Annotated in this window: 22 protein-coding genes; 4 read left to right on the top strand and 18 right to left on the bottom strand. The window is 71.1% G+C overall.

Translation table 11 applies throughout. The annotated features are described in order from the left end of the window. The first annotated feature begins 218 nt into the window (after window positions 1-218). Entirely contained in the window at window positions 219-1,274 is a 1,056-nt protein-coding gene (locus tag LNW73_RS18305) for an SAM-dependent methyltransferase (RefSeq protein ID WP_374118272.1), read from the top strand. A gap of 45 nt (window positions 1,275-1,319) precedes the next feature. Then, window positions 1,320-2,471 carry an NADH-quinone oxidoreductase subunit D gene (locus LNW73_RS18300; protein ID WP_250990636.1) on the top strand — a complete coding sequence of 384 codons (1,152 nt, stop codon included), beginning with the start codon at window positions 1,320-1,322 and terminating at the stop codon, window positions 2,469-2,471. Between the two features lie 54 nt (window positions 2,472-2,525). Here the strand turns inward: LNW73_RS18300 and LNW73_RS18295 are convergent, their stop codons facing one another. The 4 genes from LNW73_RS18295 to LNW73_RS18280 form a co-directional block, all read right to left on the bottom strand. Continuing rightward, the gene (locus tag LNW73_RS18295) at window positions 2,526-3,455 is read right to left on the bottom strand and encodes a hypothetical protein (protein ID WP_308407684.1); all 930 of its coding nucleotides are present in this window, start codon (window positions 3,453-3,455) and stop codon (window positions 2,526-2,528) included. Between the two features lie 342 nt (window positions 3,456-3,797). After that, on the bottom strand, window positions 3,798-4,742 hold the full coding sequence (locus tag LNW73_RS18290) for an ABC transporter substrate-binding protein (protein ID WP_250992956.1): 945 nt from the start codon (window positions 4,740-4,742) through the stop codon (window positions 3,798-3,800). Window positions 4,743-4,803: 61 nt separating this feature from the next. Next, entirely contained in the window at window positions 4,804-5,526 is a 723-nt protein-coding gene (locus LNW73_RS18285; protein WP_250990635.1) for an ABC transporter permease, read from the bottom strand. After that, window positions 5,526-6,203 carry an ABC transporter permease gene (locus LNW73_RS18280; protein WP_250990634.1) on the bottom strand — a complete coding sequence of 226 codons (678 nt, stop codon included), beginning with the start codon at window positions 6,201-6,203 and terminating at the stop codon, window positions 5,526-5,528. Before LNW73_RS18280 ends, LNW73_RS18285 begins: the two co-directional genes overlap by 1 nt. Window positions 6,204-6,400: 197 nt before the next feature. Here LNW73_RS18280 and LNW73_RS18275 point away from each other — a divergent pair, with 197 nt between their 5' ends. Beyond that, a complete protein-coding gene (locus LNW73_RS18275) occupies window positions 6,401-7,561 on the top strand; it encodes a betaine/proline/choline family ABC transporter ATP-binding protein (RefSeq protein WP_250990633.1) in 1,161 nt (386 codons plus the stop codon). A 40-nt stretch (window positions 7,562-7,601) separates the two neighbouring features. Here LNW73_RS18275 and LNW73_RS18270 read toward each other — a convergent pair whose 3' ends face one another. The 8 genes from LNW73_RS18270 to LNW73_RS18235 form a co-directional block, all read right to left on the bottom strand. Beyond that, window positions 7,602-8,015, bottom strand: coding sequence for a rhodanese-like domain-containing protein (locus LNW73_RS18270; RefSeq protein WP_250990632.1), 414 nt, complete (start codon window positions 8,013-8,015; stop codon window positions 7,602-7,604). Beyond that, on the bottom strand, window positions 8,012-8,575 hold the full coding sequence (locus tag LNW73_RS18265) for a cysteine dioxygenase (protein ID WP_250990631.1): 564 nt from the start codon (window positions 8,573-8,575) through the stop codon (window positions 8,012-8,014). The genes LNW73_RS18270 and LNW73_RS18265 overlap by 4 nt, the downstream gene beginning before the upstream one ends. Window positions 8,576-8,875: 300 nt before the next feature. After that, a complete protein-coding gene (locus LNW73_RS18260) occupies window positions 8,876-9,355 on the bottom strand; it encodes a DUF3180 domain-containing protein (protein WP_250980216.1) in 480 nt (159 codons plus the stop codon). Window positions 9,356-9,452: 97 nt separating this feature from the next. After that, window positions 9,453-10,043, bottom strand: coding sequence for a 2-amino-4-hydroxy-6-hydroxymethyldihydropteridine diphosphokinase (folK, locus tag LNW73_RS18255; RefSeq protein WP_250976452.1), 591 nt, complete (start codon window positions 10,041-10,043; stop codon window positions 9,453-9,455). Further along, the gene (gene folB / locus LNW73_RS18250; RefSeq protein ID WP_138355885.1) at window positions 10,040-10,399 is read right to left on the bottom strand and encodes a dihydroneopterin aldolase; all 360 of its coding nucleotides are present in this window, start codon (window positions 10,397-10,399) and stop codon (window positions 10,040-10,042) included. The genes folK and folB overlap by 4 nt, the downstream gene beginning before the upstream one ends. 281 nt (window positions 10,400-10,680) lie before the next feature. Continuing rightward, window positions 10,681-11,151 (bottom strand): nuclear transport factor 2 family protein, encoded by a 471-nt coding sequence (locus LNW73_RS18245; protein WP_250990630.1) that lies wholly within the window; start codon window positions 11,149-11,151, stop codon window positions 10,681-10,683. Beyond that, entirely contained in the window at window positions 11,148-12,020 is an 873-nt protein-coding gene (folP, locus tag LNW73_RS18240) for a dihydropteroate synthase (RefSeq protein WP_250990629.1), read from the bottom strand. Before folP ends, LNW73_RS18245 begins: the two co-directional genes overlap by 4 nt. 28 nt (window positions 12,021-12,048) lie before the next feature. Further along, a complete protein-coding gene (locus tag LNW73_RS18235) occupies window positions 12,049-13,155 on the bottom strand; it encodes an alpha/beta hydrolase (RefSeq protein ID WP_250976456.1) in 1,107 nt (368 codons plus the stop codon). Window positions 13,156-13,321: 166 nt separating this feature from the next. On the opposite strand from LNW73_RS18235, the gene LNW73_RS18230 reads away from it, so the two are divergent. Then, window positions 13,322-15,202 (top strand): phosphatidylglycerol lysyltransferase domain-containing protein, encoded by a 1,881-nt coding sequence (locus tag LNW73_RS18230; protein WP_374117289.1) that lies wholly within the window; start codon window positions 13,322-13,324, stop codon window positions 15,200-15,202. An 80-nt stretch (window positions 15,203-15,282) separates the two neighbouring features. On the opposite strand, the gene folE is transcribed toward LNW73_RS18230, so the two are convergent. The 6 genes from folE to dacB all read right to left on the bottom strand — a co-directional run bounded on the left by folE (window position 15,283) and on the right by dacB (window position 22,729). Then, the gene (folE, locus tag LNW73_RS18225) at window positions 15,283-15,888 is read right to left on the bottom strand and encodes a GTP cyclohydrolase I FolE (RefSeq protein ID WP_138355881.1); all 606 of its coding nucleotides are present in this window, start codon (window positions 15,886-15,888) and stop codon (window positions 15,283-15,285) included. Between the two features lie 146 nt (window positions 15,889-16,034). Next, a complete protein-coding gene (ftsH, locus tag LNW73_RS18220; RefSeq protein ID WP_250976458.1) occupies window positions 16,035-18,107 on the bottom strand; it encodes an ATP-dependent zinc metalloprotease FtsH in 2,073 nt (690 codons plus the stop codon). Between the two features lie 239 nt (window positions 18,108-18,346). Then, window positions 18,347-18,886, bottom strand: coding sequence for a hypoxanthine phosphoribosyltransferase (hpt, locus tag LNW73_RS18215; RefSeq protein ID WP_138355918.1), 540 nt, complete (start codon window positions 18,884-18,886; stop codon window positions 18,347-18,349). Window positions 18,887-18,921: 35 nt separating this feature from the next. Further along, a complete protein-coding gene (gene tilS, locus LNW73_RS18210; protein ID WP_250976459.1) occupies window positions 18,922-19,917 on the bottom strand; it encodes a tRNA lysidine(34) synthetase TilS in 996 nt (331 codons plus the stop codon). Window positions 19,918-20,061: 144 nt separating this feature from the next. Beyond that, complete coding sequence (locus tag LNW73_RS18205) at window positions 20,062-21,222, bottom strand: zinc-dependent metalloprotease (RefSeq protein ID WP_250976460.1); 1,161 nt, start codon at window positions 21,220-21,222, stop codon at window positions 20,062-20,064. A gap of 100 nt (window positions 21,223-21,322) precedes the next feature. After that, entirely contained in the window at window positions 21,323-22,729 is a 1,407-nt protein-coding gene (dacB, locus tag LNW73_RS18200; RefSeq protein ID WP_250990628.1) for a D-alanyl-D-alanine carboxypeptidase/D-alanyl-D-alanine endopeptidase, read from the bottom strand. Window positions 22,730-22,805: the final 76 nt, after the last annotated feature.

Raw genomic sequence — 22,805 nt, 5'->3', positions numbered from 1 at the left:
ACATGCCCATCGCAGCGCGGTGCACCCATGGCTCATGATCGATTAGTCCGCGGCGCGGTCACAAGGCCTGCGCTCTCGCTTCCGCGGCGTCGCGGGCGGACATGTTTGACCCACGGAACCCTACCCGGGTCAGGGGACTGCCCGCTCTGGCCTTCGACGCATCACCAGGTACTTCCGGTTCCCCTGTGACACGACGCACGTCCTACGGTGGTCCCGTGATCGACGAGGACGGCTCCGCATGGCCCGGCTGGCGGGACGCCACAGAACGCGCTCTCTACGGGCCGGGGGGCTTCTTCGTGCGGGAACGGCCCGCCGCGCACTTCCGCACCTCCGTCCACGCCTCCCCGCTCTTCGCACGGGCCGTCGCCGCCCTGCTGCTGCGGGTGGACGAGGCACTGGGCCGGCCGGACGGGCTGGCGCTGGTCGACGTCGGCGCCGGGTCCGCCGAGCTGCTGACCGGGGTCCTGGCCGCCCTGCCGGACGAGGTGGCGGCCCGGGTCGCGCCGTACGCCGTCGAGCGGTCCGCGCGCCCCGCCGGGCTCGACGGCCGCATCCACTGGGCCGCCGCCCCGCCGCGGGGCGTGCGGGGACTGCTGTTCGCCAACGAATGGCTCGACGACATCCCCGTCGACATCGCCGAGACCGACGAGGCGGGCGAGCCCCGCTACGTCCTCGTCCGCCCCGCGGACGGCCGGGAGCGCCCCGGCGGGCCGCTGAGCGCCCAGGACGCGGCCTGGCTGCGGCGCTGGTGGCCGATCGCCGGGGCGCCCGGCGCCCGCGCCGAGATCGGGCTCCCCCGCGACGCCGCCTGGGCGGCGGCCGCCGGTTCGCTGGACGCCGGGCTCGCCGTCGCCGTCGACTACGCGCACGAACGGGCCGCGCGGCCCCCGTACGGCACCCTCACCGGCTTCCGCGACGGCCGCGAGGTGCCGCCGGTGCCGGACGGCTCCTGCGACCTCACCTCGCACGTCGCGCTGGACGCCGTCGGCGGCGGCGCCCCCCTCGTCACCCAGCGCGCCGCCCTGCGCGCCCTCGGCGTCTCCGGGGCCCGCCCGCCGCTCGCCCTGGCCTCCACCGACCCCCGCGGCTATCTGCGCGGTCTCGCCGCCGCGGGCGAGGCGGCCGAGCTCATCGCCCCCGGCGGCCTCGGCGCCTTCCGCTGGCTCGCCACCCCCGTCGGCGACGCCTGCCACGGCCTGCTGCCGACGGGGCCGGAAGCGGGGCCGGAGACGGGTGCGGCGACGGGGTCGGGGACGGGTCCGGCCGGGGACTGACGCAACCGGCCGCCCGCAAGCGGGGTTGGAGGGCGGGCTGACAGAATGCCGTCCATGACGGAGACCACGATCGGCATCGGCGGCCAGGCCGAGGGCACCGACATGGTGCTGAACATCGGCCCGCAGCACCCCTCCACGCACGGAGTGCTGCGGTTGCGGATCGTGCTGGACGGCGAGCGGATCATCACGGCGGAACCCGTCGTCGGGTACATGCACCGCGGCGCGGAGAAGCTGTTCGAGGCGCGGGACTACCGCCAGATCATCATGCTGGCCAACCGTCACGACTGGCTGTCGGCGTTCTCCAACGAGCTGGGCGTCGTCATGGCCGTCGAGCGGATGCTGGGCATGGAGGTCCCGGAGCGCGCGGTGTGGACCCGTACCCTCCTCGCCGAGCTGAACCGGGTGCTCAACCACCTGATGTTCCTCGGCTCGTACCCCCTGGAACTGGGCGGCATCACCGCCGTGTTCTACGCGTTCCGGGAACGCGAGGAACTGCAGAACGTCATGGAGGAGATCTCCGGCGGCCGCATGCACTACATGTTCAACCGGGTCGGCGGCCTCAAGGAGGACCTGCCGAACGGCTGGCTCGGCCGCGCCCGGCACGCCGTCGCGCAGGTCAGGTCCCGGATGGGCCGCTTCGACGACCTGGTGCTCGGCAACGAGATCTTCCGCGGCCGCACCCGCGGTGTCGGCACGCTGTCCGCCGAGGCGGTGCACGGCTTCGGCGTCAGCGGGCCGATCGCCCGCGCCTCGGGCGTGGACTTCGACCTGCGCCGCGACGAGCCGTACCTGGCCTACGCGGAGCTGCAGGACACCCTGAAGGTCGTCACCCGCACCGAGGGCGACTGCCTGGCCCGCTTCGAGGTGCTGCTCGCGCAGACCCACAACGCACTGGACCTGGCGGACGCCTGCCTGGACCGGCTCGGTGAACTGCCGCAGGGCCCGATCAACCAGCGGCTGCCCAAGGTGCTGAAGGCGCCGGAGGGCCACACGTACGCGTGGACCGAGAACCCGCTGGGGCTGAACGGCTACTACCTGGTCTCCAAGGGCGAGAAGACCCCGTACCGGCTCAAGCTGCGCTCGGCGTCGTACAACAACATCCAGGCGCTGACGGTGCTGCTGCCCGGCACCCTGCTCGCGGACATGGTGGCGATCCTGGGCTCGATGTTCTTCGTCGTCGGGGACGTCGACAAGTAGCTGGACACGTAGCTCGGCGAGTGGCCGGCGCGGGGCCGGCGACCGGGCCGGGCGTCAGGACGAGTGCGCGCGCAGGCCGCTGACGTCGATCTGCTCGGTCTCGTCGTGCTCGGTGAGATCGATGACCTCGGCCGCGAGCTGCGCCTCGTGCTCCGCGTACGCCTCCTCGCCGACGACGTCCGCGAGGTCCTCCCCCGCGGCGCCGGGCTTCTGGGTGCCGAAGAAGTCGAAGCCGCCGAGCGCGCGGCTGGCGGACCCGCCGGCGCGGTGCGGCTGCGCGTAGGGCAGTACGGCGGCGGCCACGGCCGGTACGAGGCGGTGCTCGCGGATCGGCAGGCTGGCCGCGGTCCTGGGGCCCGTGGAGTCCGGGCGGGTGTGCGTCGTGGCCGGCTCGGCGGTCTCGGCCGCCGCGTGCCGCCCCTGCGGTTCGTCGTCGCCGTTGCCCGCGCTGTCGGCGGCCGCGGCGTCACGCCGCCTGGCCTCCTCGACGGTGCGCAGGGCCTGCTGGCGGGCGGCGTTGCGGCCGAGGTTGAGGAGCGCCTCGTCCGCCTTCTTGAACGCGGCCGGGCCGACGGGTGAGGAGGCGATGGCCAGCGGAGCCTTGGCGGCTTCCAGCGCGAGCTGGCGGCGGCCTTCGAGGGCGCGGGCCCGCTCGCTCTCGGCGGTGGCGTAGCGGCGGAGCAGATCGGCGTGTTCGGTGCGCAGCCGGGCCAGCTCGGCGCGCTTGGCGCTGAGCTTGGTGTCCAGTCGCACGCGCAGCTCGCGGGACTCGTCGAGGTCCGTTTCGAGCTCGGCTATGCGCTCGTCGGCGTGCCATTCGTCACGGGCGCGGGCGGTGGTGAGGTCGGCGACCCGGCGGCCGGCGGCCCGGTCCCAGGTGCGTGCCATGACCGCGCCGCCGCAGGCGGCCGCCGCGGCTGCCGCGACGACCGCGCGCAGCACCATCGGATCGGAACTGATCCAGGCGGCGGCGACACAGGCCACCGCGGACCCGGCCAGCGTCAGCGGGGGCAGCAGCCGGTGCAGCGGGGGGAATGGCGGTGGCGTCCTCGTGGCATGGCTCGAAACTAGCGTGCGACGGGGACGCGTGGGGCCTGGGGTCCGATTTATCGCCGTCTCCCCGGCAATGGATGCCGCGATGAATACGGAGGGCATCCGGATCGACACCATGTGTTTCCGCAATGCCCTCCGCAGCCCGCCCCGACCCGGTTATGGATCTTGGCGCCGCCGGCCGGCCGACGCGGGGCCGGCCGGCGGCGCCGGACCTCGGGCCGGAGCCCTCAGCCCTTTGGCTTGAGCCCCGTCAGCCCTTTGGCCGGAGCCCCGTCAGCCCGTGATCAGACCCTTCGACTTCAGATACGCGGCGGCGACATCGGCCGGCTTCTGGCGCTCCGCGTCGACCTTCTGGTTGAGGTCGGTGAGATCGGCGGTGGTGAGTGCCTTGGTGAGCTTTCCGAGGACGGTGGCGATATCGGCGGAGCCGGCGTCCTTGGCATTCACCACGGGAAGCAGGTTGTCCGCGTTCTGCAGCTTCTTGTCGTCCTCCAGGAGCACCAGGTTGAACTGGTCGAGCGTGGCGTCCGTGGTCGTGGTCAGCACCAGCTGGTCGGTGCCGTCCTTGACGGCCTGCTTGGACTGCACGGTGCCGACGCCCTTGGGGTCGATACCGGTGATGTTGATGCCGTACTTGGTCTTCAGGCCCGGCGAGCAGAAGGGCCGGTCCGGGCATTCGTCGCCGGCCGCCAGCTTGACCGCGACCTTGGCGGCACCGAGGTCGCTGAGGGTCTTCAGCTTGTGCTCGGCGGCGAAGTCCTTGTTGACGGCGAAGGCGTTCTGGTCGATGGCGGGACCGGCGTCGAGGACCTTCAGACCCTTGGGCTCGGCGAAGGTGGTGAGCGCCTTCACCGTGGCCGTCACATCGGCGGAGGCCACCGGGGCGGCCTTCGGACCGTTCGCCTTGGTGTTGAAGTATTCGGCGAGCGTCGCCGCGTACTCGGGAACGATGTCGATCTGGCCCTTTTCCAGGGCCGGTTCATAAAGCTCGCGGTTCTTCAGCGTCTGTACGGAGGTGGAGTAACCGGCGTTCTTGAGGACCTGCGCGTAGAGCTCGGCGAGCACCGTGCTCTCGGTGAATCCGGCGGAGCCGATCACCAGCGCGCCCTTCTTCTCCCCTGACGACGGGGAGGCGGCGTCGGAGCCGGACTTCTCCAGGCTGTCGCCGCCGCAGCCGGTGACGCCGGTGAGGAGCAGTGCGGCGGCAGCGGCCACCATCGTGACGCGCAGCGTCGGGTTCATCGGTTCTCCATCCACAGTGCAAGGAAAGGCATGACGGTCAGGGTGTCGCGGGGGTCGCGGGAGCCGAGGCGGGGACGACGCTGCCGGTACGCGGGCGGCGACGGCGCCGCATCGGGTCGAGCAACCACTGCAGCGCGATGAAGATTCCCTCGATCAGCAGGGCCAGTCCTGCCACCAGGACCGCTCCCGCCACCACCTGCGCGGTGATCTGCCGGTTGAAGCCGGCCGTGATGATCCGGCCGAGGCCGCCGCCGCCCGCCATGGCGGCGATGGTCGCGGTGGCCACCACCTGGACGGCGGCGGACCGCACACCCGTCCAGATCAGCGGAAAGGCCAGCGGCAGCTCGATGCGGAACATCAGCTGACCGCCCGTCATCCCCATGCCGCGGGCGGCCTCGACGACATCGCGGTCGGCCTCGCGCATGCCGACGTAGGCGTTGGTCATCAGCGGCGGCACGGCGAACAGCACCAGCGCGATGATGGTCGGCCAGTCGGTGTCCGAGCCCATCGCGAACATCAGCAGGACGAGGATCGCGAACGTGGGCACCGCGCGGCCCACGTTGGAGATGTTCACCGCGAGCGCCCCGCCCTTGCCGAGGTGGCCGAGGACGATGGCGATCGGCAGGGCGATCAGACAGGCCAGCGCCAGGCAGACGACGGTGAAGTAGACATGCTCGCCCAGCCGGTGCCACACACCGTCCGTACCGTGCCAGTTGGCGCTGTCGTTCAGCCAGTCCCAGGCTCCGGATACCGCGTTCATCAGGCCGCCTTCCTGCTCCGCGCCCACGGGGTGAGCAGCCACTGCACACCCAGCAGCAGCACGTCGGCCGCGATGGCGATGGCCACGCAGATCACCGAGGCGGCGAGCACCTGCGCCTTGAAGATGGTGTCGATCCCGGTGTAGATGAGGTTGCCGAGGCCGCCGTAGTTGATGATCGCGCCGACCGTGGTCAGCGCCACCGTCGAGACGGTGGCGATCCGCAGGCCGGCCATCAGCGCGGGCAGCGACAGCGGCAGCTCCACGGCGAACAGCAGCCGCAGCGGCCCGTACCCCATCCCGCGGGCGGCCTCTCGGACGTCCTCCGGAACGGATTCCAGGCCGGCCATGATGTTGCGCACCAGAATCGTCAGGGAGTAGAGCACCAGGCCGGTGATGACGACCGCCGGGGAGATGCCGAAGACCGGCAGCAGCAGCGAGAACATGGCCAGCGAGGGCACCGTGTACAGCACGGTGGCCAGCCCGAGCACGGGGCCCGCCAGGGGCCGCCAGCGCCGCGCGACCAACGCCACCGGGAACGCGATGAGCAGCCCGATGGCCACCGACACCGCCGTGATCCACAGGTGCTGGACGGTGGCATCGGTCAGCTCATGACTGCGCGTGCGCAGGTATTCACCGCAGATCCAGTCGTTGGATACCAGACAGTTCCGCTTCGCCATGCCCCTCACCTCCCCCGCTCCGGTCCGTACATTCGTCCGACAACAGCCCTGCGGTCGGCACGTGGCCCGACCCTATCCGGCGGGTACGACAATCAGGCCGGCCCGCCCCACAGCTGCAATACTCCCGCCACAATTCCGGGCCGGAACTCGGGGAGAGTACGGTCGTAAGAACCCGTCAGTGAGGATTCCAGGCACCGATGATCCGATTCGAGAACGTCACCAAGCGGTACCCGGACGGCACGACCGCCGTCGACGACCTGTCGTTCGAGGTCGCGGAGGGGGAACTGGTCACGCTGGTGGGGCCGTCCGGCTGCGGCAAGACGACGACCATGAAGATGGTCAACCGGCTCATCGAACCGACCTCGGGACGCATCCTGGTGGACGGCGAGGACATCGCCTCCATCGACCCCGTGAAGCTGCGCCGCCGGATCGGCTACGTCATCCAGCAGGTCGGCCTGTTCCCGCACAAGTCCGTGCTGGAGAACACCGCGACCGTGCCCGCGCTGCTCGGCTGGAAGCGCGCCAGGGCCAGAGAACGCGCCGCCGAACTCCTCGACCTCGTCGGCCTGGACCCGTCCGTCTACGGCGACCGCTACCCCGACCAGCTCTCCGGCGGCCAGCGGCAGCGCGTCGGAGTGGCGCGCGCACTGGCCGCCGACCCGCCGGTGCTGCTGATGGACGAGCCGTTCGGCGCCGTCGACCCCGTGGTGCGCGAGCGGCTCCAGTCGGAGTTCCTGAAGCTGCAGGCCACCGTCCGCAAGACCGTGCTCTTCGTGACGCACGACATAGAGGAGGCGGTCCGGCTCGGTGACCGCATCGCGGTCTACGGCGAGGGCCGTGTCGAGCAGTACGACACACCCGCCACCGTGCTCGGCGCGCCCGCCACCCCGTACGTCGCCGACTTCGTCGGCGCCGACCGGGGGCTCAAGCGGCTGTCGGTGACGGAGATCCAGCCCGCCGACCTGGAGCAGCCGCCGACCGTACGGCTCGACGACCCGGTGGAGACCGCCGCCGCCCGGATGCGCACGGAAGGCTCCCGCTGGGCGGTCGTCCTGGGCGAGGGCGGCGCGCTGCACGGCTGGATCACCGTCGAGTCGCTGCTCGGCAAGGGCTCCACGGTCCGTGACCACGCCCGCCGCATGGAGGCGTGGGTGCCGATCGGCGCGACGCTCAAGCAGGCGTTCAGCGCCATGCTGCAGTACGACGCGGGGTGGATCGCCGTCGTCGACGGCGATCACTTCCTCGGCGTGCTGACCCCGGCGCGGCTGCACGAGGCGCTGCGCCGCTCGATCGACGCGGACGCGCACGGCGCGGACCGTGCCGACGTCACGATCGAGTCGATCGAACGGGCCGGCTAGAAGAACTGGAAGAAACGTTCATGGTCCCGCCGGACGGGCCTCAGGGCCGCTCCGGCGGGAGCACCGGCAGTCCGGCGGCGCGCCACGCCTGGAACCCGCCGTCCAGGTCGGTGGCGCGGTGCAGGCCCAGGTCCTGCAGCGAGGCCGCGGCGAGGCTGGACGCGTAGCCCTCGTTGCAGATCACCACGACCGTCAGATCGTGCCCGGTCGCCTCCGGCAGTCTGTGGTCCCCGAGCGGGTCGAGCCGCCATTCCAGTTCGTTGCGCTCCACGACGAGCGCGCCGGGGATGAGCCCGTCCCGGTCGCGCAGCGCCGCGTAGCGGATGTCGACGAGGACCGCGCCGTTCGCGGCGGCCTCGGCGGCGGCCGGTGCGTCGAGGCGCTCCAGCCGGGTCCTGACGCGCTCCAGATGGTCGTCGATGCTGCGGGCGGTGCGGGCAGTGGGCTCGGTCACCAGGTCTCCGGGTGTTCCACGACGTCGAGCCGCAGGGTGCGGCCGTCGCGGAGGTAGCGGCGGATCAGCGGCAGGGGCGGGTAATAGGCGTGCACGGAGATGGCGTGCCGCTCGGCGGAGCGGTTCACGACCTGGTGCACATGGTTGCGGCCGAAGGCGCGGCCCTTGCCGGCCGGCAGGGCGCGGGTCCGGTCCAGGCCCTCCGCCAGTTCCAGTGAGCGCCAGCCCTCGGACGGCAGCGGCACCGACAGGGACTCCTCGGTCAGCTCGCCGCCCGCGGTCACGAAGGCGCCGTACGAGCCGCCGTGGTCGTGCCAGCCGGTCTCGGTGCCGGGCGGCCAGCCCAGCAGCCACGCTTCGGCGCCGCCGGGCCCCTCCAGCCGGATCCAGGTGCGGTCCAGCGGGTCGAGCGCGAGCTGGGCGACCTTCTCCGGGTCGGAGGCGATGGAGCGGACGAAGTCGAGCAGCTCGGCCGCCGTCGGTGCGGGAGCGGCGGGAACGGAAGCGGCGGCAGCGGGAGCCGGGGCCGGTTCTGACAGCACGGCCGTGCTGGGAGACACGACGGGCGACGCGACGACGGCCGCGGAAGGGGATGCGGAAACAAAGGCTGGTGCGGACAACGGGACCACCCTGGAGGGAGGCGCCGGCACGGCGCCGCACCGACCGGGAAACGGACGGCGGCGGCAGGCTACGACGCGGAGGTGAGCGGGGAGGCGGGGTTCAGCGTGAACCCGGACACACGCAGCCCGCGTACCGGACGAGGTCCAGGTGCACTCGCCGGTGAAGTCGCCGTCCGATACCACTCACATCGAAGACTGAATCACGCCATCCTCAAGACGGTCAACATTTGAGCTCGCGTCTCAGATGCCGGGCGCGGTGTCTTCCGGATCCTCCGGGAGCTTGCAGACCCGCTCCAGGAAGATCGCGGCGGCGACGACCGCGAGGCCGGCCAGCACCGCGAAGCCCGCGTAGACCGCCTGGTCCCGGCGCGGCGGGACGTCGAACTGGTACATCAGCAGGAAGGCGCCGGTACCGCCGTACATCCCGGCGACCAGCGAGGCGACCAGCGCGCTCGCCTGGCCGAAGACCACCGCGCGCGCCGCCAGCAGCGGGTCGACGCCCTTGGCGCCGGGCACGCGGTCCCGCTGGGCGCGCAGCCGGGTCCGCAGCGACAGGGCGGTCGCGGTGAGCACCACCGCGATCAGCGCGAGCACGATGGGCGCGGCCAGCGGGACGCTCGGCAGGGTGCCGAGCGAGTCCCACAGCTTGGCGCCGGCCCAGGACAGCACCCCCGCCACCGCGAACAGCCCCAGCAGCGTTCTGATGCGCAGCGCCTTCACCGAGTGTTCGCCCCTCACATGGTTCATCTGCTGGTTGTGGTCCTGCTGGTGGTGCGGTCGGTGCCGGTGGCGCCCGCCGTGCCCGACCGCTTAACGCTTATTCGGGCAGCCTGAGTTCCACATCACCGCGGGCCTGCACGCCGGCGTCGCCGACCGCTGCGAGCAACTCTGCCACCTCGCCGTGTCCTGGGAGCTCCGCCGACGGGTCCACATCGTGCCAGGGCGCGAGAACGAAGGCCCGCTGGTGCGCGCGCGGGTGCGGCAGCGTCAGGTCGGGATCCTCCGAGACGATGCCCTGGTAGGCAACGATGTCGACGTCGATGGTGCGCGGGCCCCAGCGCTCGCTGCGCACCCGCAGGAACGCCTCCTCGATCGCCTGACCGCGTTCCAGCAGGGAGGACGGCGGCAGGGTGGTCTTCACCAGCACCACCGCGTTGAAGTAGTTGGCCTGGCTGCCGGGCTCGACACCCCACGGCTCGGTCTCGTAGACCGGCGAGATCGCCTTGACGCGCACGCCCGGGGTGTCCTCCAGGGCGTCGATGGCGCCCTGCAGGGTCTCCAGCCGGTTGCCGAGGTTGCTGCCCAGTGCGATCACGGCCCGCTGGGGGTTGTGCAGCGTCGTGTCGGCGGCGTCGACCTGCGCCACCACGGACGGGTGGACAGGCTGCACGGTGGGGTCGGAACTCACGGGCGCCTCCGGGTGATGGTGATGGTCACGTCGTCGAACGGAACGGTGATCGGGGCGTCCGGCTTGTGCACCGTGACCTCGACCTCCTGGACCGCCTCGTGCTTGAGGCACTGGTCGGCGATGCGCTGGGCGAGGGTCTCGATCAGGTCGACCGGCTCGCCCTTGACGACATCCACGACCTCTTCGGCCACCACGCCGTAGTGGACGGTCTTGGTCAGGTCGTCCCCGGCCGCGGCAGGAGCCGTGTCCAGGCCGAGCACCAGGTCCACGACGAAGGTCTGGCCCTCCTCGCGCTCCCTGGGAAACACGCCGTGGTTACCGCGGGCCTTGAGGCCGCGCAGCGTGACACGATCCACGAGATCACTCCTGCTGATTGTTCGGACGGACGGGCCGGGTCCCGCCATGTGTACGGGCCCGCCCGGAATCGAATCTACCCGCGACTACCGACAGCACGTGCCGACGGGTTGTCCGGGGCCGGTCCGGCGCAGGTCAGAGCGGGCGGACTCCAGCCCTTTACCCATCAGCCGGTCCGCTACCCGTCCGTCGGCGGATTCTTGGCGCGAACGGGTGACGAGGTCGCCAACACGGCCGGATCCCGGGCCGGGTGGGTGAACGCGGGGTGGTCGGACGGTGTGGTTCAGGCGCCGGGTCCGGCCGCGTCCTCATCGTCGTCGTCACCGTCGGCCAGCACCGGAGACCCGTGGTGCACCCATAGCCGCCAGCCCTCCGGTGTGCGCCGGAACACATTGGTGGCGACCACCAGAGCGCCGACCAGGGTGCCCGCCGAGCCGTCCTCCTCGGCCGGTCCCCCGGTCAGGATGTTCTCCGTACAGGTGACCAGGGCCGTGTCACCGTCGACCGCGACCTCGACATCGGTCAGGAAGAACTGGATGTACTCGGTGTTCGCCATGATCAGCGCATAGGAGCGCATCACCTCGCCGCGCCCGCGCAGCACCGGCCACCCCGGGTGCACCACGGAGACCGTCTCGGCCAGCGGCCCGGTCAGGACGATCTCCTCCAGCGCGTCCAGGTCCGAGGTCTCGACCGCGTCGTAGAACGCCTGGTTCGCCTCCTCGACCTTCGCGGCCTCCGCCGTACGAGGCGTCACGCGGCACCCGCCGCGCCCGCCGCGCCTTCGATGGCCCGCGAGACCCGCACCGCGTCCGCGCTCGCGTGCACCTCGTGCACCCGTACCGCCCAGGCGCCCTCACGGGCGGCGATCGCGGAGACCGCGGCGGTCGCCGCGTCGCGCTCCCTGGCCGGCGGCGGATCCCCGGCCGATCCGGCCAGCACCCGTCCCAGGAACCGCTTCCGGGACGCGGCCACCAGCAGCGGGCGGCCCAGCTCGCGCAGCCGGCCGAGGTGCGCCATCAGCGCCAGGTCGTGCTCGGCGTTCTTCGCGAAACCGAGGCCCGGGTCGAGGATGATCCGGCGCGGGTCGATGCCGCCGGCGACCGCGCGCTCGCAGCCCTCGCGCAGTTCGGCGACGACCTCGGCGACCACGTCGCCGTAGACCGCCCGGTTGTTCATGTCGATGCTCTGCCCGCGCCAGTGCATGACGACGAACGGCACCCCCGCGTCGGCGACCACCGGGATCATCGCGGGGTCGGCGCCGCCGCCGCTCACGTCGTTGACCAGCCGCGCACCGGCCGCGACCGCCTGCCCGGCGACCGCGGCGCGCATCGTGTCCACGCTGACCAGCACCCCCGCGGCGGCCAGCTCCCGCACCACCGGGATCACCCGGCGCAGCTCCTCGGCCTCCGAGACCCGCGCCGCCCCGGGCCGGGTCGACTCCCCGCCGACGTCCACGATGTCCGCGCCGGACGCCACGAGGTCCATACCGTGCTTGACGGCCAGTTCCGGGTCGAACCACTGGCCGCCGTCGGAGAAGGAGTCCGGCGTGACGTTCACCACGCCCATGACCGCGCAGCGGTCCCACTCAGGAAGACCGTCCACGAAGCCCCGCAGCGTATTCATACGCCCAGCGTAGGCGCTGGCCGGTCGACTACTGGTCGCTGAGCCGGCCGCTCAGCCACTCCAGGGCGGGCGGGATCTCCCGGCCCCAGGTGTTGAAGTTGTGGCCGCCGCTCTCCAGGATGATCGACGACATGTGGATCGGCGCCTTCGCGTCGCCGATCAGCTTCAGCGTCTCCCGGTAGTTCGGCTCGCCCTTCTTGCTGCTGGTCACCAGGAGGTTCACCGGCGGGTGCGGCAGGTTCTTCAGCCGCCACGGCAGGTTGTTCTGGAGTTCGAGCTTCTTGTCGCCACCGAACAGGTCGCCGGTCGTCCGGTCGCGCGGCGCCTTGTAGTCGGCGGACAGGCCGACGGCGGTCGAGTACGCCTCGGGGTGCCGCATCGTGAGCTTCAGGGCGCAGTAGCCGCCGGTGGAGTCGCCCATGATCCCCCAGTTCCGGGCGTTGGTGCCGACCCGGAAGTGGCCGGACACGGCGGCGCGCAGATCCTTGGTGAAGAAGGTCTCCGTCTGGGGGCCGCCGGGGATGTCCATGCACTCGGTGTCCCGTGGCGGGGCCACCGTCGGCCGCATCATGATCAGTATGGTCGGCTTGGCCTTGCCGTCCAGGACCTGCTGGTGGGCGATCGACGGGTACTTCATCTTCTTGAACAGCGCCTCGGCGGTGCCCGGGTACCCGGTGAGGATCACGGACGCCGGGAACCTGCGCTTGGCGTCCTGGAAGTACTCGGGCGGCAGATAGACGTACGCCGGGGTCGTGATGTCGGACGCACCGCCCTGGAACACCACCTTCTGGATCTGGCCGCCGACCTTCGGCACCGAACCACCGGGCACGTTGACGTACTTGTGCCCGACCACCTGCAGCTGGTTCGCGGCTCCCGAGTGGTTGACGACGACGCCCGGCTCGGACTCCTGTCCGAACAGGTCGGCCCAGGAGGCGTAGAAGCCGAACGAGTAGTTGGCGGCGAGCCCGAGCGCCGCGATCATCGACAACTGGGTGAAGAGCATCATGCCGACCCGCCCCAGCACCGCCGGGAGGCTGCGCTTGGACAGCCGCGGCCAGAGCCATACGGTGGCCACGAACAGCACTACCGCGGCTATGACCGCCAGCAGTAGAACCTTCTTACTGGTGAGACCCATGTCGAGTGACGTACTTTCCTGTCCGCGGCCCGGTTCCGGCTCCTTCTGACGGAACCTAAGGGCCTTTCTTCGCGTCCTAGAGGGCGCAAATTGTTCATTAACGAGAGCTGTTTGCGGAACATATCCCGCAATGTTGGGGCTTGGTGACCCATGTCTGTACAGGTAGATGGAGAACTCGGCTTCCGGGTTCCCTGGGCAGGTGCCCGTGTCTACTGATCGCGCAAACGCCGGCACGCGGCGTCCGCGGTTCCTCCGCTCCTCCTCCGTCCCCTCGGTCGTCGGTACCGCCGGGGCCGTGGTGGGGCTGCTCGACGTCGTCTCCGGCGTGTTCCCCGGTTTCCGCAACGGCCGGATGCACCACATGGCGATGGTCTTTCCCGGCACCATGAGTTCCCTCGCGGCGGCCGGGTCGGTGGTCACCGGCATCCTGCTGCTGATGCTGGCTCATGGCCTCAAACGCGGGAAGGTGCGCGCCTGGTGGGCGGCGGTGCTGCTGCTGCCGACCGGCGCGGCGACCCAGCTGGTCTACCGGCACTCGGGGGTCGGCGCGATCGTCTCGCTGGGACTGTTCGCGCTGCTGATCGTCCACCGGGCGCAGTTCAACGCGCTGTCGGACCCGCGCACCCGCTGGCGGGCCGCGGCCAACTTCGTGCTGCTCAGCGTCGTCGCCCTCGCGCTGGGGCTGCTGATCGTCAGCGCCCACCCCCGCGTCGAGATGGGCGATCCCAGCCTGATCGAGCGACTGCAGCACGTGCTGTACGGGCTTTTCGGTTTCGAGGGCCCGGTGAGCTATACGAGTGACCGGGCCTCGGATGTCGTGGCCTACTCGCTCGGCGGGCTCGGCTTCCTGATCGCCGGCACCACCGCGTATCTGATCCTGCGTCCGGCACGGCCGGTCGCCGAGCTCAGCGGCGCCGACGAGGACCAGCTGCGCGAGCTGCTGGCCAAGCACGGCGCCCGCGACTCCCTCGGCCACTTCGCACTGCGCCGCGACAAGAGCGTGGTGTTCTCACCGAGCGGCAAGGCCGCCGTCTGCTACCGGGTGGTGTCCGGGGTGATGCTCGCCAGCGGCGACCCCATCGGGGACGTCGAGGCCTGGCCGGGCGCCATCGAGCGCTTCATGGAACTGGCCCGCGCGCACGCCTGGATCCCGGCGGTCATGGGCTGCAGCGAGACCGGCGGCGAGGTCTGGACCCGCGAGACGGGCCTGGACGCGCTGGAACTGGGCGACGAGGCGATCGTCCGCACCAGCGCCTTCACCCTGCAGGGCCGCGCGATGCGGAACGTCCGGCAGATGGTCAAGCGCATCGAACGGTCCGGCTACACCTGCAAGGTGCGCCGGGTCCGCGAGCTGTCCGACGCCGAGCGCGACCAGGTCCGCCAGGCCGCCGACGCCTGGCGCGGTACGGACACCGAGCGCGGCTTCTCCATGGCGCTGGGCCGGTTCGGCGACGTCGAGGACGGCGACTGCGTGGTCGTCACCGCCCACAAGGAGCGGGAGGACGGCGTCGAGTCGCCGCTGGGCGACCTGCGGGCCGTGCTGCACTTCGTCCCCTGGGGCAAGGACGGCATGTCCCTGGAGCTCATGCGGCGCGACCGCAGCGCCGACCCGGGGCTCAACGAGCTGCTGATCGTCGAGGCGCTGCAGCACGCTCCGGAGCTCGGCGTCGAGAACGTCTCGCTCAACTTCGCGATGTTCCGCTCGGCGCTCGCCCGCGGTGAGCGGATCGGGGCGGGGCCGGTACTGCGCGGCTGGCGGGGACTGCTGGTCTTCCTGTCGCGCTGGTTCCAGATCGAGTCGCTGTACAAGTTCAACGCGAAGTTCCAGCCGGAGTGGGTGCCGCGGTTCCTGGTGTTCCGCAACTCCCGGGACCTCCCCCGGATCGGCTTCGCCGCCATGCAGGCGGAGGGCTTCGTCACCCTGTCGCTGCCGCTGCCGGACGCGCTCCAGCGGTTCCTGCCGGGCCGGGCCAAGCGGGCCGCGCACAGCGCGCCCTGCTACGCCAACAGCTCGGAGCCAGAGCGGGTGGTCAAGAGCGTCGCCTGACCGCTCGGTGACCACGGGTCACGACGAAGCGGCCGGCCCCCTGTCATCAGGGGGCCGGCCGCTTTTTTCGGTCGGTGGTCTCAGCGGCCGATGATCAGGCTCATCGCCTCGGAGCGGGTCGCGGAGTCCCGCAGCTGGCCGCGCACCGCCGAGGTGATGGTCTTCGCGCCCTGCTTGCGCACCCCGCGCATCGTCATGCACATGTGCTCGCACTCGATGACGACGATCACGCCGCGCGGCTCCAGGATCCGCATCAGCGAGTCGGCGATCTGCGTGGTGAGCCGCTCCTGGACCTGCGGACGGCGGGCGAACACATCGACCAGCCGGGCGAGCTTCGACAGCCCGGTGATCTTGCCGCTGGCGGCCGGGATGTAGCCGACGTGCGCGACACCGACGAACGGCACCAGGTGGTGCTCACAGCTGGACATCACCTCGATGTCCTTCACCAGCACCATCTCGTCGTGCCCGAGGTCGAACGTCGTCGTCAGGACGTCCTCCGGCTCCTGCCAGAGGCCGGCGAATATCTCCTTGTACGCGCGGGCCACCCGGCTCGGCGTCTCCCGCAGGCCCTCCCGGTCCGGGTCCTCGCCGACCGCGATGAGGAGCTCGCGCACAGCGGCCTCGGCGCGCTTCTCGTCGAACTCACCGATGGCCCCCTCGCCATCCAGCGTCACCGGGTCGGTCATCTGTGCCTCGTTCCTCGTACGGACCTGCGGATCCTGATGTGCGGGCGAAAGCGGAAGGCCGCGCCCCCAAGGCTAAAACCCTGGGGACGCGGCCTGCATTCCGGGACCACCTTCGCCGGCCGGCTGACGCCGACCGTTTCCGGTGGTCAGCTGTCGGTACCGCTGCCCGAGTCCTCGGGAAGCTCCACCGTTTCGGTGGCCTTCTCGATGGCCGGGGTGGCGGTGCTGCTGCCGTTGGCGGACTGGCTGCCGTTGGTGAGCGCCAGCTCCTTCGGCGAGAGCACCGGCGGGCGGGTCGACGGCGTACGCCGCGAGGACCCGGTCCACGCCGGACGCGGCGGGCGCCTGACGATGGCCTTGAAGATCTCGGCGATCTCCTCCTTGTTCAGCGTCTCCCTCTCCAGGAGCGCCAGAACCAGGTTGTCGAGAACGTCGCGGTTCTCGACCAGGATCTCCCACGCCTCGTTGTGCGCGGTCTCGATGAGCTTCTTGACCTCTTCGTCGACCAGCCCGGCGACCTCTTCCGAGTAGTCGCGCTGGTGACCCATGTCACGGCCCAGGAACGGCTCCGCGTTGTCCGAGCCGAACTTGATCGCGCCGAGCCGCTCGGTCATCCCGTACTGGGTGACCATCGCGCGCGCCGTCGCGGTCGCCTTCTCGATGTCGTTCGAGGCGCCGGTGGTCGGGTCGTGGAAGACCAGTTCCTCCGCCGCCCGGCCGCCCATCATGTAGGCGAGCTGGTCGAGCATCTCGTTGCGGGTCGTCGAGTACTTGTCCTCGTCCGGCAGGACCATCGTGTAACCGAGGGCCCGGCCGCGGGAGAGGATCGTGATCTTGTGCACCGGGTCGCTGTTCGGAGAAGCCGCGGCGACCAGGGCGTGTCCGCCCTCGTGGTACGCGGTGATCTTCTTCTCCTTCTCGGACATGATCCGGGTCCGCTTCTGCGGTCCGGCCACGACCCGGTCGATCGCCTCGTCGAGGGTCTCGTTGTCGAGCAGCTTGCGGTCCCCGCGGGCCGTCAGGAGCGCGGCCTCGTTGAGCACGTTCGCCAGGTCCGCGCCGGTGAAACCGGGGGTGCGGCGAGCGACGGCCCGGAGGTCGACGTTCGGAGCGACCGGCTTGCCCTTGGCGTGGACGTTGAGGATCTCCAGCCGGCCCATGAGGTCGGGGCGGTCCACGGCGATCTGCCGGTCGAAGCGGCCCGGGCGCAGCAGCGCCGGGTCCAGGATGTCCGGCCGGTTCGTGGCGGCGATCAGGATGACGCCGCCCTTCACGTCGAAGCCGTCCATCTCGACGAGCAGCTGGTTGAGCGTCTGCTCGCGCTCGTCGTGACCGCCGCCCATACCGGCACCGCGGTGCCGGCCGACGGCGTCGATCTCGTCGACGAAGACGATCGCCGGAGCGTTCGCCTTGGCCTGCTCGAACAGGTCACGGACACGCGAGGCGCCGACACCCACGAACATCTCGACGAAGTCGGAGCCCGAGATCGAGTAGAACGGCACGCCGGCCTCACCCGCGACGGCGCGGGCCAGCAGGGTCTTTCCGGTACCGGGCGGCCCGTAGAGCAGCACGCCCTTGGGGATCTTGGCGCCGACGGCCTGGAACTTCGCCGGCTCCTGCAGGAACTCCTTGATCTCGTGGAGTTCCTCGACCGCCTCGTCCGCCCCGGCCACATCCGCGAACGTGGTCTTGGGGGTGTCCTTGGTGATCAGCTTGGCCTTGGACTTCCCGAACTGCATGACGCGGGATCCGCCGCCCTGCATCTGGTTCATCAGGAAGAGGAAGACCACGACGATCAGCACGAACGGCAGCAACGACAGCAGAATGCTGACGAACGCGTTCTGCTTGGACGGCGAGACGGTGTAGCCGTCGGGCAGGGTGCCCGTGCTCGTGTCGCCGTCGACCTTCTTCTGGAGATCAGCCGCGATGGCGGTGCTCTGGTCGGCGCTGACGTAGCTCGCCTTGAGCTTGGTGCCCAGGTCCTTACCGCCGACCTTGGCACCGTCGACGAGCTCGACCTTGATCATCTGCTCGTCGCCGGTGGTGATCTCCGCCGACTTGAGAATGTTGTCCTTGCTGTGGATCGCTTGCACGACCTGGCCGGTGTCCACCGTCTTGTAGCCGCCGGAGGAGCCGACGACCTGCATGAGGACGACCACGGCGATGACAGCCAGCACGATCCACATGACTGGCCCACGGAAATAGCGCTTGACGTCCATCCATGCGGGGCGCGGACGCCCCGTCCCTCCTGCCACAGTGAGGCAGCGCGGCTCGATGGCCGCGCGCACATCCGGTGTATGACCCGACCTTCGGACGGTACCTCAGCATTGTCCACCGAGGCGGCCGCCAACCGTTAACAATCCCGGCTTCCCCTGCTCCAACGGCGGGAAACGGTGCGGGGTTCCCCGTTGTCGGCACGGGCTGCGCCGAACGGGGACATCCTCGGACGAACGGGGCGTCAGCCGCCGTATACGTGCGGGGCGAGTGTTCCGACAAATGGGAGATTGCGGTACTTCTCGTTGAAATCGAGTCCGTAACCGACGACGAATTCATTGGGAATGTCGAAGCCGGTGTACTTCACATCGATCTCGACCTTGGCCGCCTCGGGCTTGCGCAGCAGCGTGCAGACCTCCAGGGAGGCCGGGCCGCGCGAGCCGAGGTTGCTGATCAGCCAGGACAGCGTCAGACCGGAGTCGATGATGTCCTCGACGATCAGCACGTCACGGCCGGCGATGTCGGTGTCGAGGTCCTTGAGGATGCGGACGACGCCCGAGGACTTCGTGCCGGCGCCGTAGGAGGACACCGCCATCCAGTCCATCGTCACGTTGGTGGACAGTGCGCGTGCCAGGTCCGCCATGACCATCACCGCGCCCTTGAGCACGCCGACGATCAGCAGGTCCTTCCCGGCGTAGTCCTTGTCGATCTTCGCGGCAAGCTCGATCAGCTTGGCGTCGATCTCTTCCTTGGTGATGAGCACCTTTTCGAGATCGGTGCCCATGTCGTTCTCGTTCACCTGTTTTGGTTCCTCAAGGTCTACGACGGTGAGAAGAACAGTCTGCCATTGCGCCGACGGGCCTCGACGCCGCCCGGCAGGTTGAGACCTTTCTGCCCCCGCCAGTCGGTGACCAGCCGGTCGACCTCCTCGATATGGCGGGCGAACAGGAATCCGGGCGGGGAACCGGCGGCGATGACCGCACGGCGCAGGATCCGGCGGCGGACGGCGGCCGGCAGGACGTACAGCCGGTCCGCGTCCAGGGCGCCGTCGCCGTCGGCAACATCACGTTCCGCGGTGGCCGCCCACTGGTCCAGGGCGTCGGCGTCGTCACGGGAGAGCTGGGCGGTGCGGGCCAGTGCCTCGATGACGCCCTTGCCGAGGGACTTCTCCAGCACCGGCAGCGCCTCGTGGCGGACCCGGGAGCGGGTGTACGCCGGGTCGTGGTTGTGCGGGTCCTCCCACACGTCGATGCCCTGGGCCAGGCACCCCTTGCGGACGGTGTCGCGGTCGAGGAGCAGGAACGGGCGGCGGTAGCGGCCGCCGGCGCCCGACACGGCGGCCATCCCGGACAGCGAGCGGGTGCCGGAGCCGCGGGCGAGGCCGAGCAGCACCGTTTCCGCCTGGTCGTCACGGGTGTGGCCGAGCAGGACGGCGGCGGCGCCGCGGGCGTCGGCGGTGGCGTCCAGCGCGCCGTAGCGGGCGTCACGGGCGGCGGCTTCGGGTCCGCCCTGGCGGCCGACGGTGACACCGACGGCGTCCACGGGGTCGAGCCCGAGGCCGCGCAGGCGCGCGGCGACTTCGAGGGCCCGTCCGGTCGAGCCGGGCTGCAGCCCGTGGTCGACGGTGACGGCCCCGGCGCGCACGCCGAGCTTGGGGGCCTCGAACGCGAGAGCCGCGGCGAGCGCCATGGAGTCGGCGCCTCCGCTGCAGGCGGCGAGGACGAGCGGGTTGGGGGCGGGGGTGGCGATGAGGACGTCGTGAAGTACGCGGCGGACCGCCAGGCGTATCGCGGCGACCGTGGGGTGGGGACCCATGTCCGGTTCCCTCCTATGGAGGCTGTGAGGGTGATAACGCAAAGTAGCTAGATGGTGACAGAAGCTGGGGCAGTACCCGAGCATCGCACGCCTTACCCTGCGCTTACGGTCCCTCGGACGGGTGAACCGGGAGGCGTCGGGTGGTCACGAATCGCTACGGCGGTGCACCCTTGCGACCCAGTCCGCCGGTTTGGCGATCTCCGACTTCGTCGGGAGCGTGTTGGGCGACGTCCAGACGCGGTTGAAGCCGTCCATGCCCACTTCGTCCACGACGGCGCGCACGAAACGCTCGCCGTCCTTGTACTGGCGCAGCTTCGCGTCCAGCCCCAGCACCTTGCGCAGCACCTGGTCCATGCGGCCCGCGCCGCTGGCGCGGCGCTGCTGGAACTTCTCCCGGATCTCCGCGACGGACGCCACGACGTCGGGGCCGACGCCGTCCATCACGTAGTCCGCGTGGCCCTCGAGCAGCGACATGACGGCGGTCAGCCGGGCGAGGATCTCCCGCTGGGCGGGGGTCTGGACGAGATCGACGAGGCTGCGGCCCTCGTCGGCCTCGTCCTCCTCCTTCGCGCCGCCACCGGCGGCGAAGGACTGGGCGGCCTCCCGGAAGCGGTCGATGACGGTGGAGGCGTCCATCTCGGTCTCGCCGAGGAAGGACTGGATCTCGCCCTCGATGTGGTCGCGCAGCCACGGCACGGCGGTGAACTGCGTGCGGTGCGTCTCCTCGTGCAGGCACACCCACAGCCGGAAGTCGTGCGGGTCCACGTCGAGTTCCCGCTCGACGTGCACGATGTTCGGCGCGACGAGCAGCAGGCGGCCCGCGCGGGGCTCCCCCGGGCCGGGGACGACGGGGCCGGCCGGCAGCTCGCGGGTGGCCGGGGCGAAGGTCTCGTACTGGCCGAGCACCCGGGACGCCAGGAACGACAGCAGCATCCCGACCTCGACGCCGGTGACCTTGCCGCCGACGGTGCCCAGCGCCATGCCGCCGATGCCGCCGGGGCGGCGGTCCTGCATCTTGCCCAGCAGCGGCTTGAGGATCTCCCGGAAGCCGGCGACGTTCGCCTTCACCCAGCCGACCCGGTCGACGATCAGCACCGGCGTGCCGTTCGTCTGGGCTTCAGCGTCCCCGTACATGCGGGTGAACGCGCGCACGTGCTCCTCCGAGGAGCGCGCGTGCTTGCGCAACTCGGCCACGATCGCCCGCGCCTCGTCCCCGCTGACCTCAGGTCCCGGCCGCATCAACCGCTGTGCGGTCGCCACTGCGAGATTCCAGTCGACCATCTCGGCACCACCGATGCTCGTCATGCCTTCACGGTACGTTGCCGCTCCCGCTTTGGGGGTCGGATAACGCCCGGGGTCCCGAGGCGCGGCCGGGACGGGGGCTGAGAAGGGGCTGAGGCGGGGCTCAGCAGCCGCAGGCGGCGAGGGCGGACGCCAGCCGGTCCAGGGCGGATTGGGCCGCTGTCGCGGACGTGGTGCCCTGGGTGAGGAACGCGAAGGTGAGCAGCCGGCCGTCGGCGGCGACGACGGTGCCGGTGATGGCGTTGACGCCGGTGAGGGTGCCGGTCTTGGCGCGGATCAGGCCGGCTCCGGAGGCGGGGCCGCCGCGGAACCGGTCGGACAGGGTGCCGGAGAAGCCGGCGACCGGCAGACCGGTGAGGATCGGCCGCAGTTGGGGGTGCCGGGGTGACGCGGCCAGCGCGAGGAGCCGCGCGAGTTGTTCCGCGGACAGCGCGTCGGCGCGGTTGAGGCCGCTGCCGTCGGTGAACTTCGCCCCGGCCAGCGGCAGGCCGAGCCGGCCCAGCGCCGCGGTGACGGCCTGCTGGGCGCCGCTGAAGCTCGCGGGCAGGTGCGCGGCGATCGCGGTCTGCCGGGCGAGGGCCTCCGCGATGTCGTTGTCGCTGTTGGTCAGCATCCGTTCGACGAGTGCGGACAGCGGCGCGGACGCGGCCGTGGCGAGCCGCGTGCCGGCCGCGGCGCCGGGTGTGCCGGCGGGGGTGCCCGTCACCTTGATGCCACGCGCCCGGAGCAGCTTCGCGAAGGTGGTGGCGGTGTCGGCGGCCGGGTCGGTGGAGCGGTCGGCGGGGCCGTGGTCGCTCGTGTCGAGGCGCCCCTCGTTGAGCATCAGTGAGGTGACCGGCGCGATGTTCTCGTTGCGGCCTATCGGATGCTGGACGGGTCCTGAGTAGAGCGAGAGGTCGTAGCCGAGCGACGTGGCGGTGGTGCCGCGCGCGGTGAGGGCGCGGGCGGTGTCGTCGGCCAGGGTGCGCAGCGCGGCGGCGGTGAGGGTGGGGTCCCCGCCGCCCACGAGCACGGTGGTGTGCGGTCCGGTGGCCAGCACGGTCGTGGATATTCGGTGGTCGGGGCCGAGGACCGACAGCGCGGCGGCGGCCGTCGCGATCTTTATCGTCGAGGCCGGCACGGACGGGGTCGCGGCGCCGGAGCCGTACAGCAGCTTGCCGGTCGCCGCGTCGATGACGGCGCCGGTGCGCAGCGGGCCGAGGGCCGGGTCGCGCAGCAGCGGGGCGAGCCGGGCCGCGAGCGCCTGCTGGGTGGGGAGCGTCGCCGGGTCGGTGGCGGGCGCGGTGAGCACCCTGGCGGCGGGCGGGGCCGCGGCCTCGGCGGCCGGCCCCGGGCGGGACCCGGGGACGGTGCGGCCGTCCGGCTGGTGACCCCGGGAGGCGGCCGCCGCCCGCTCCGCCGTACGCTGGCCCGACTCCCACGGTCCGGCCACGGCCACCGCCGCGAAGGAAACGGTCAGTCCGACTGCGGCCGACCCCGCCACTACCTGCCATGTTCTGGCGTCCGGCACCCCCGACCAGCCCCTTTCGCGACCACACACCTGCGTGGGAGACACTTAACCACCAGAAGTATGTGCTGATCATGGA

This window comes from Streptomyces sp. RKAG337, assembly GCF_023701715.1.
Taxonomy (GTDB): Bacteria; Actinomycetota; Actinomycetes; order Streptomycetales; family Streptomycetaceae; genus Actinacidiphila.
Note: the sequence above shows the minus strand (reverse complement) of the source record. Positions and strands in the feature narration are given on the sequence as shown.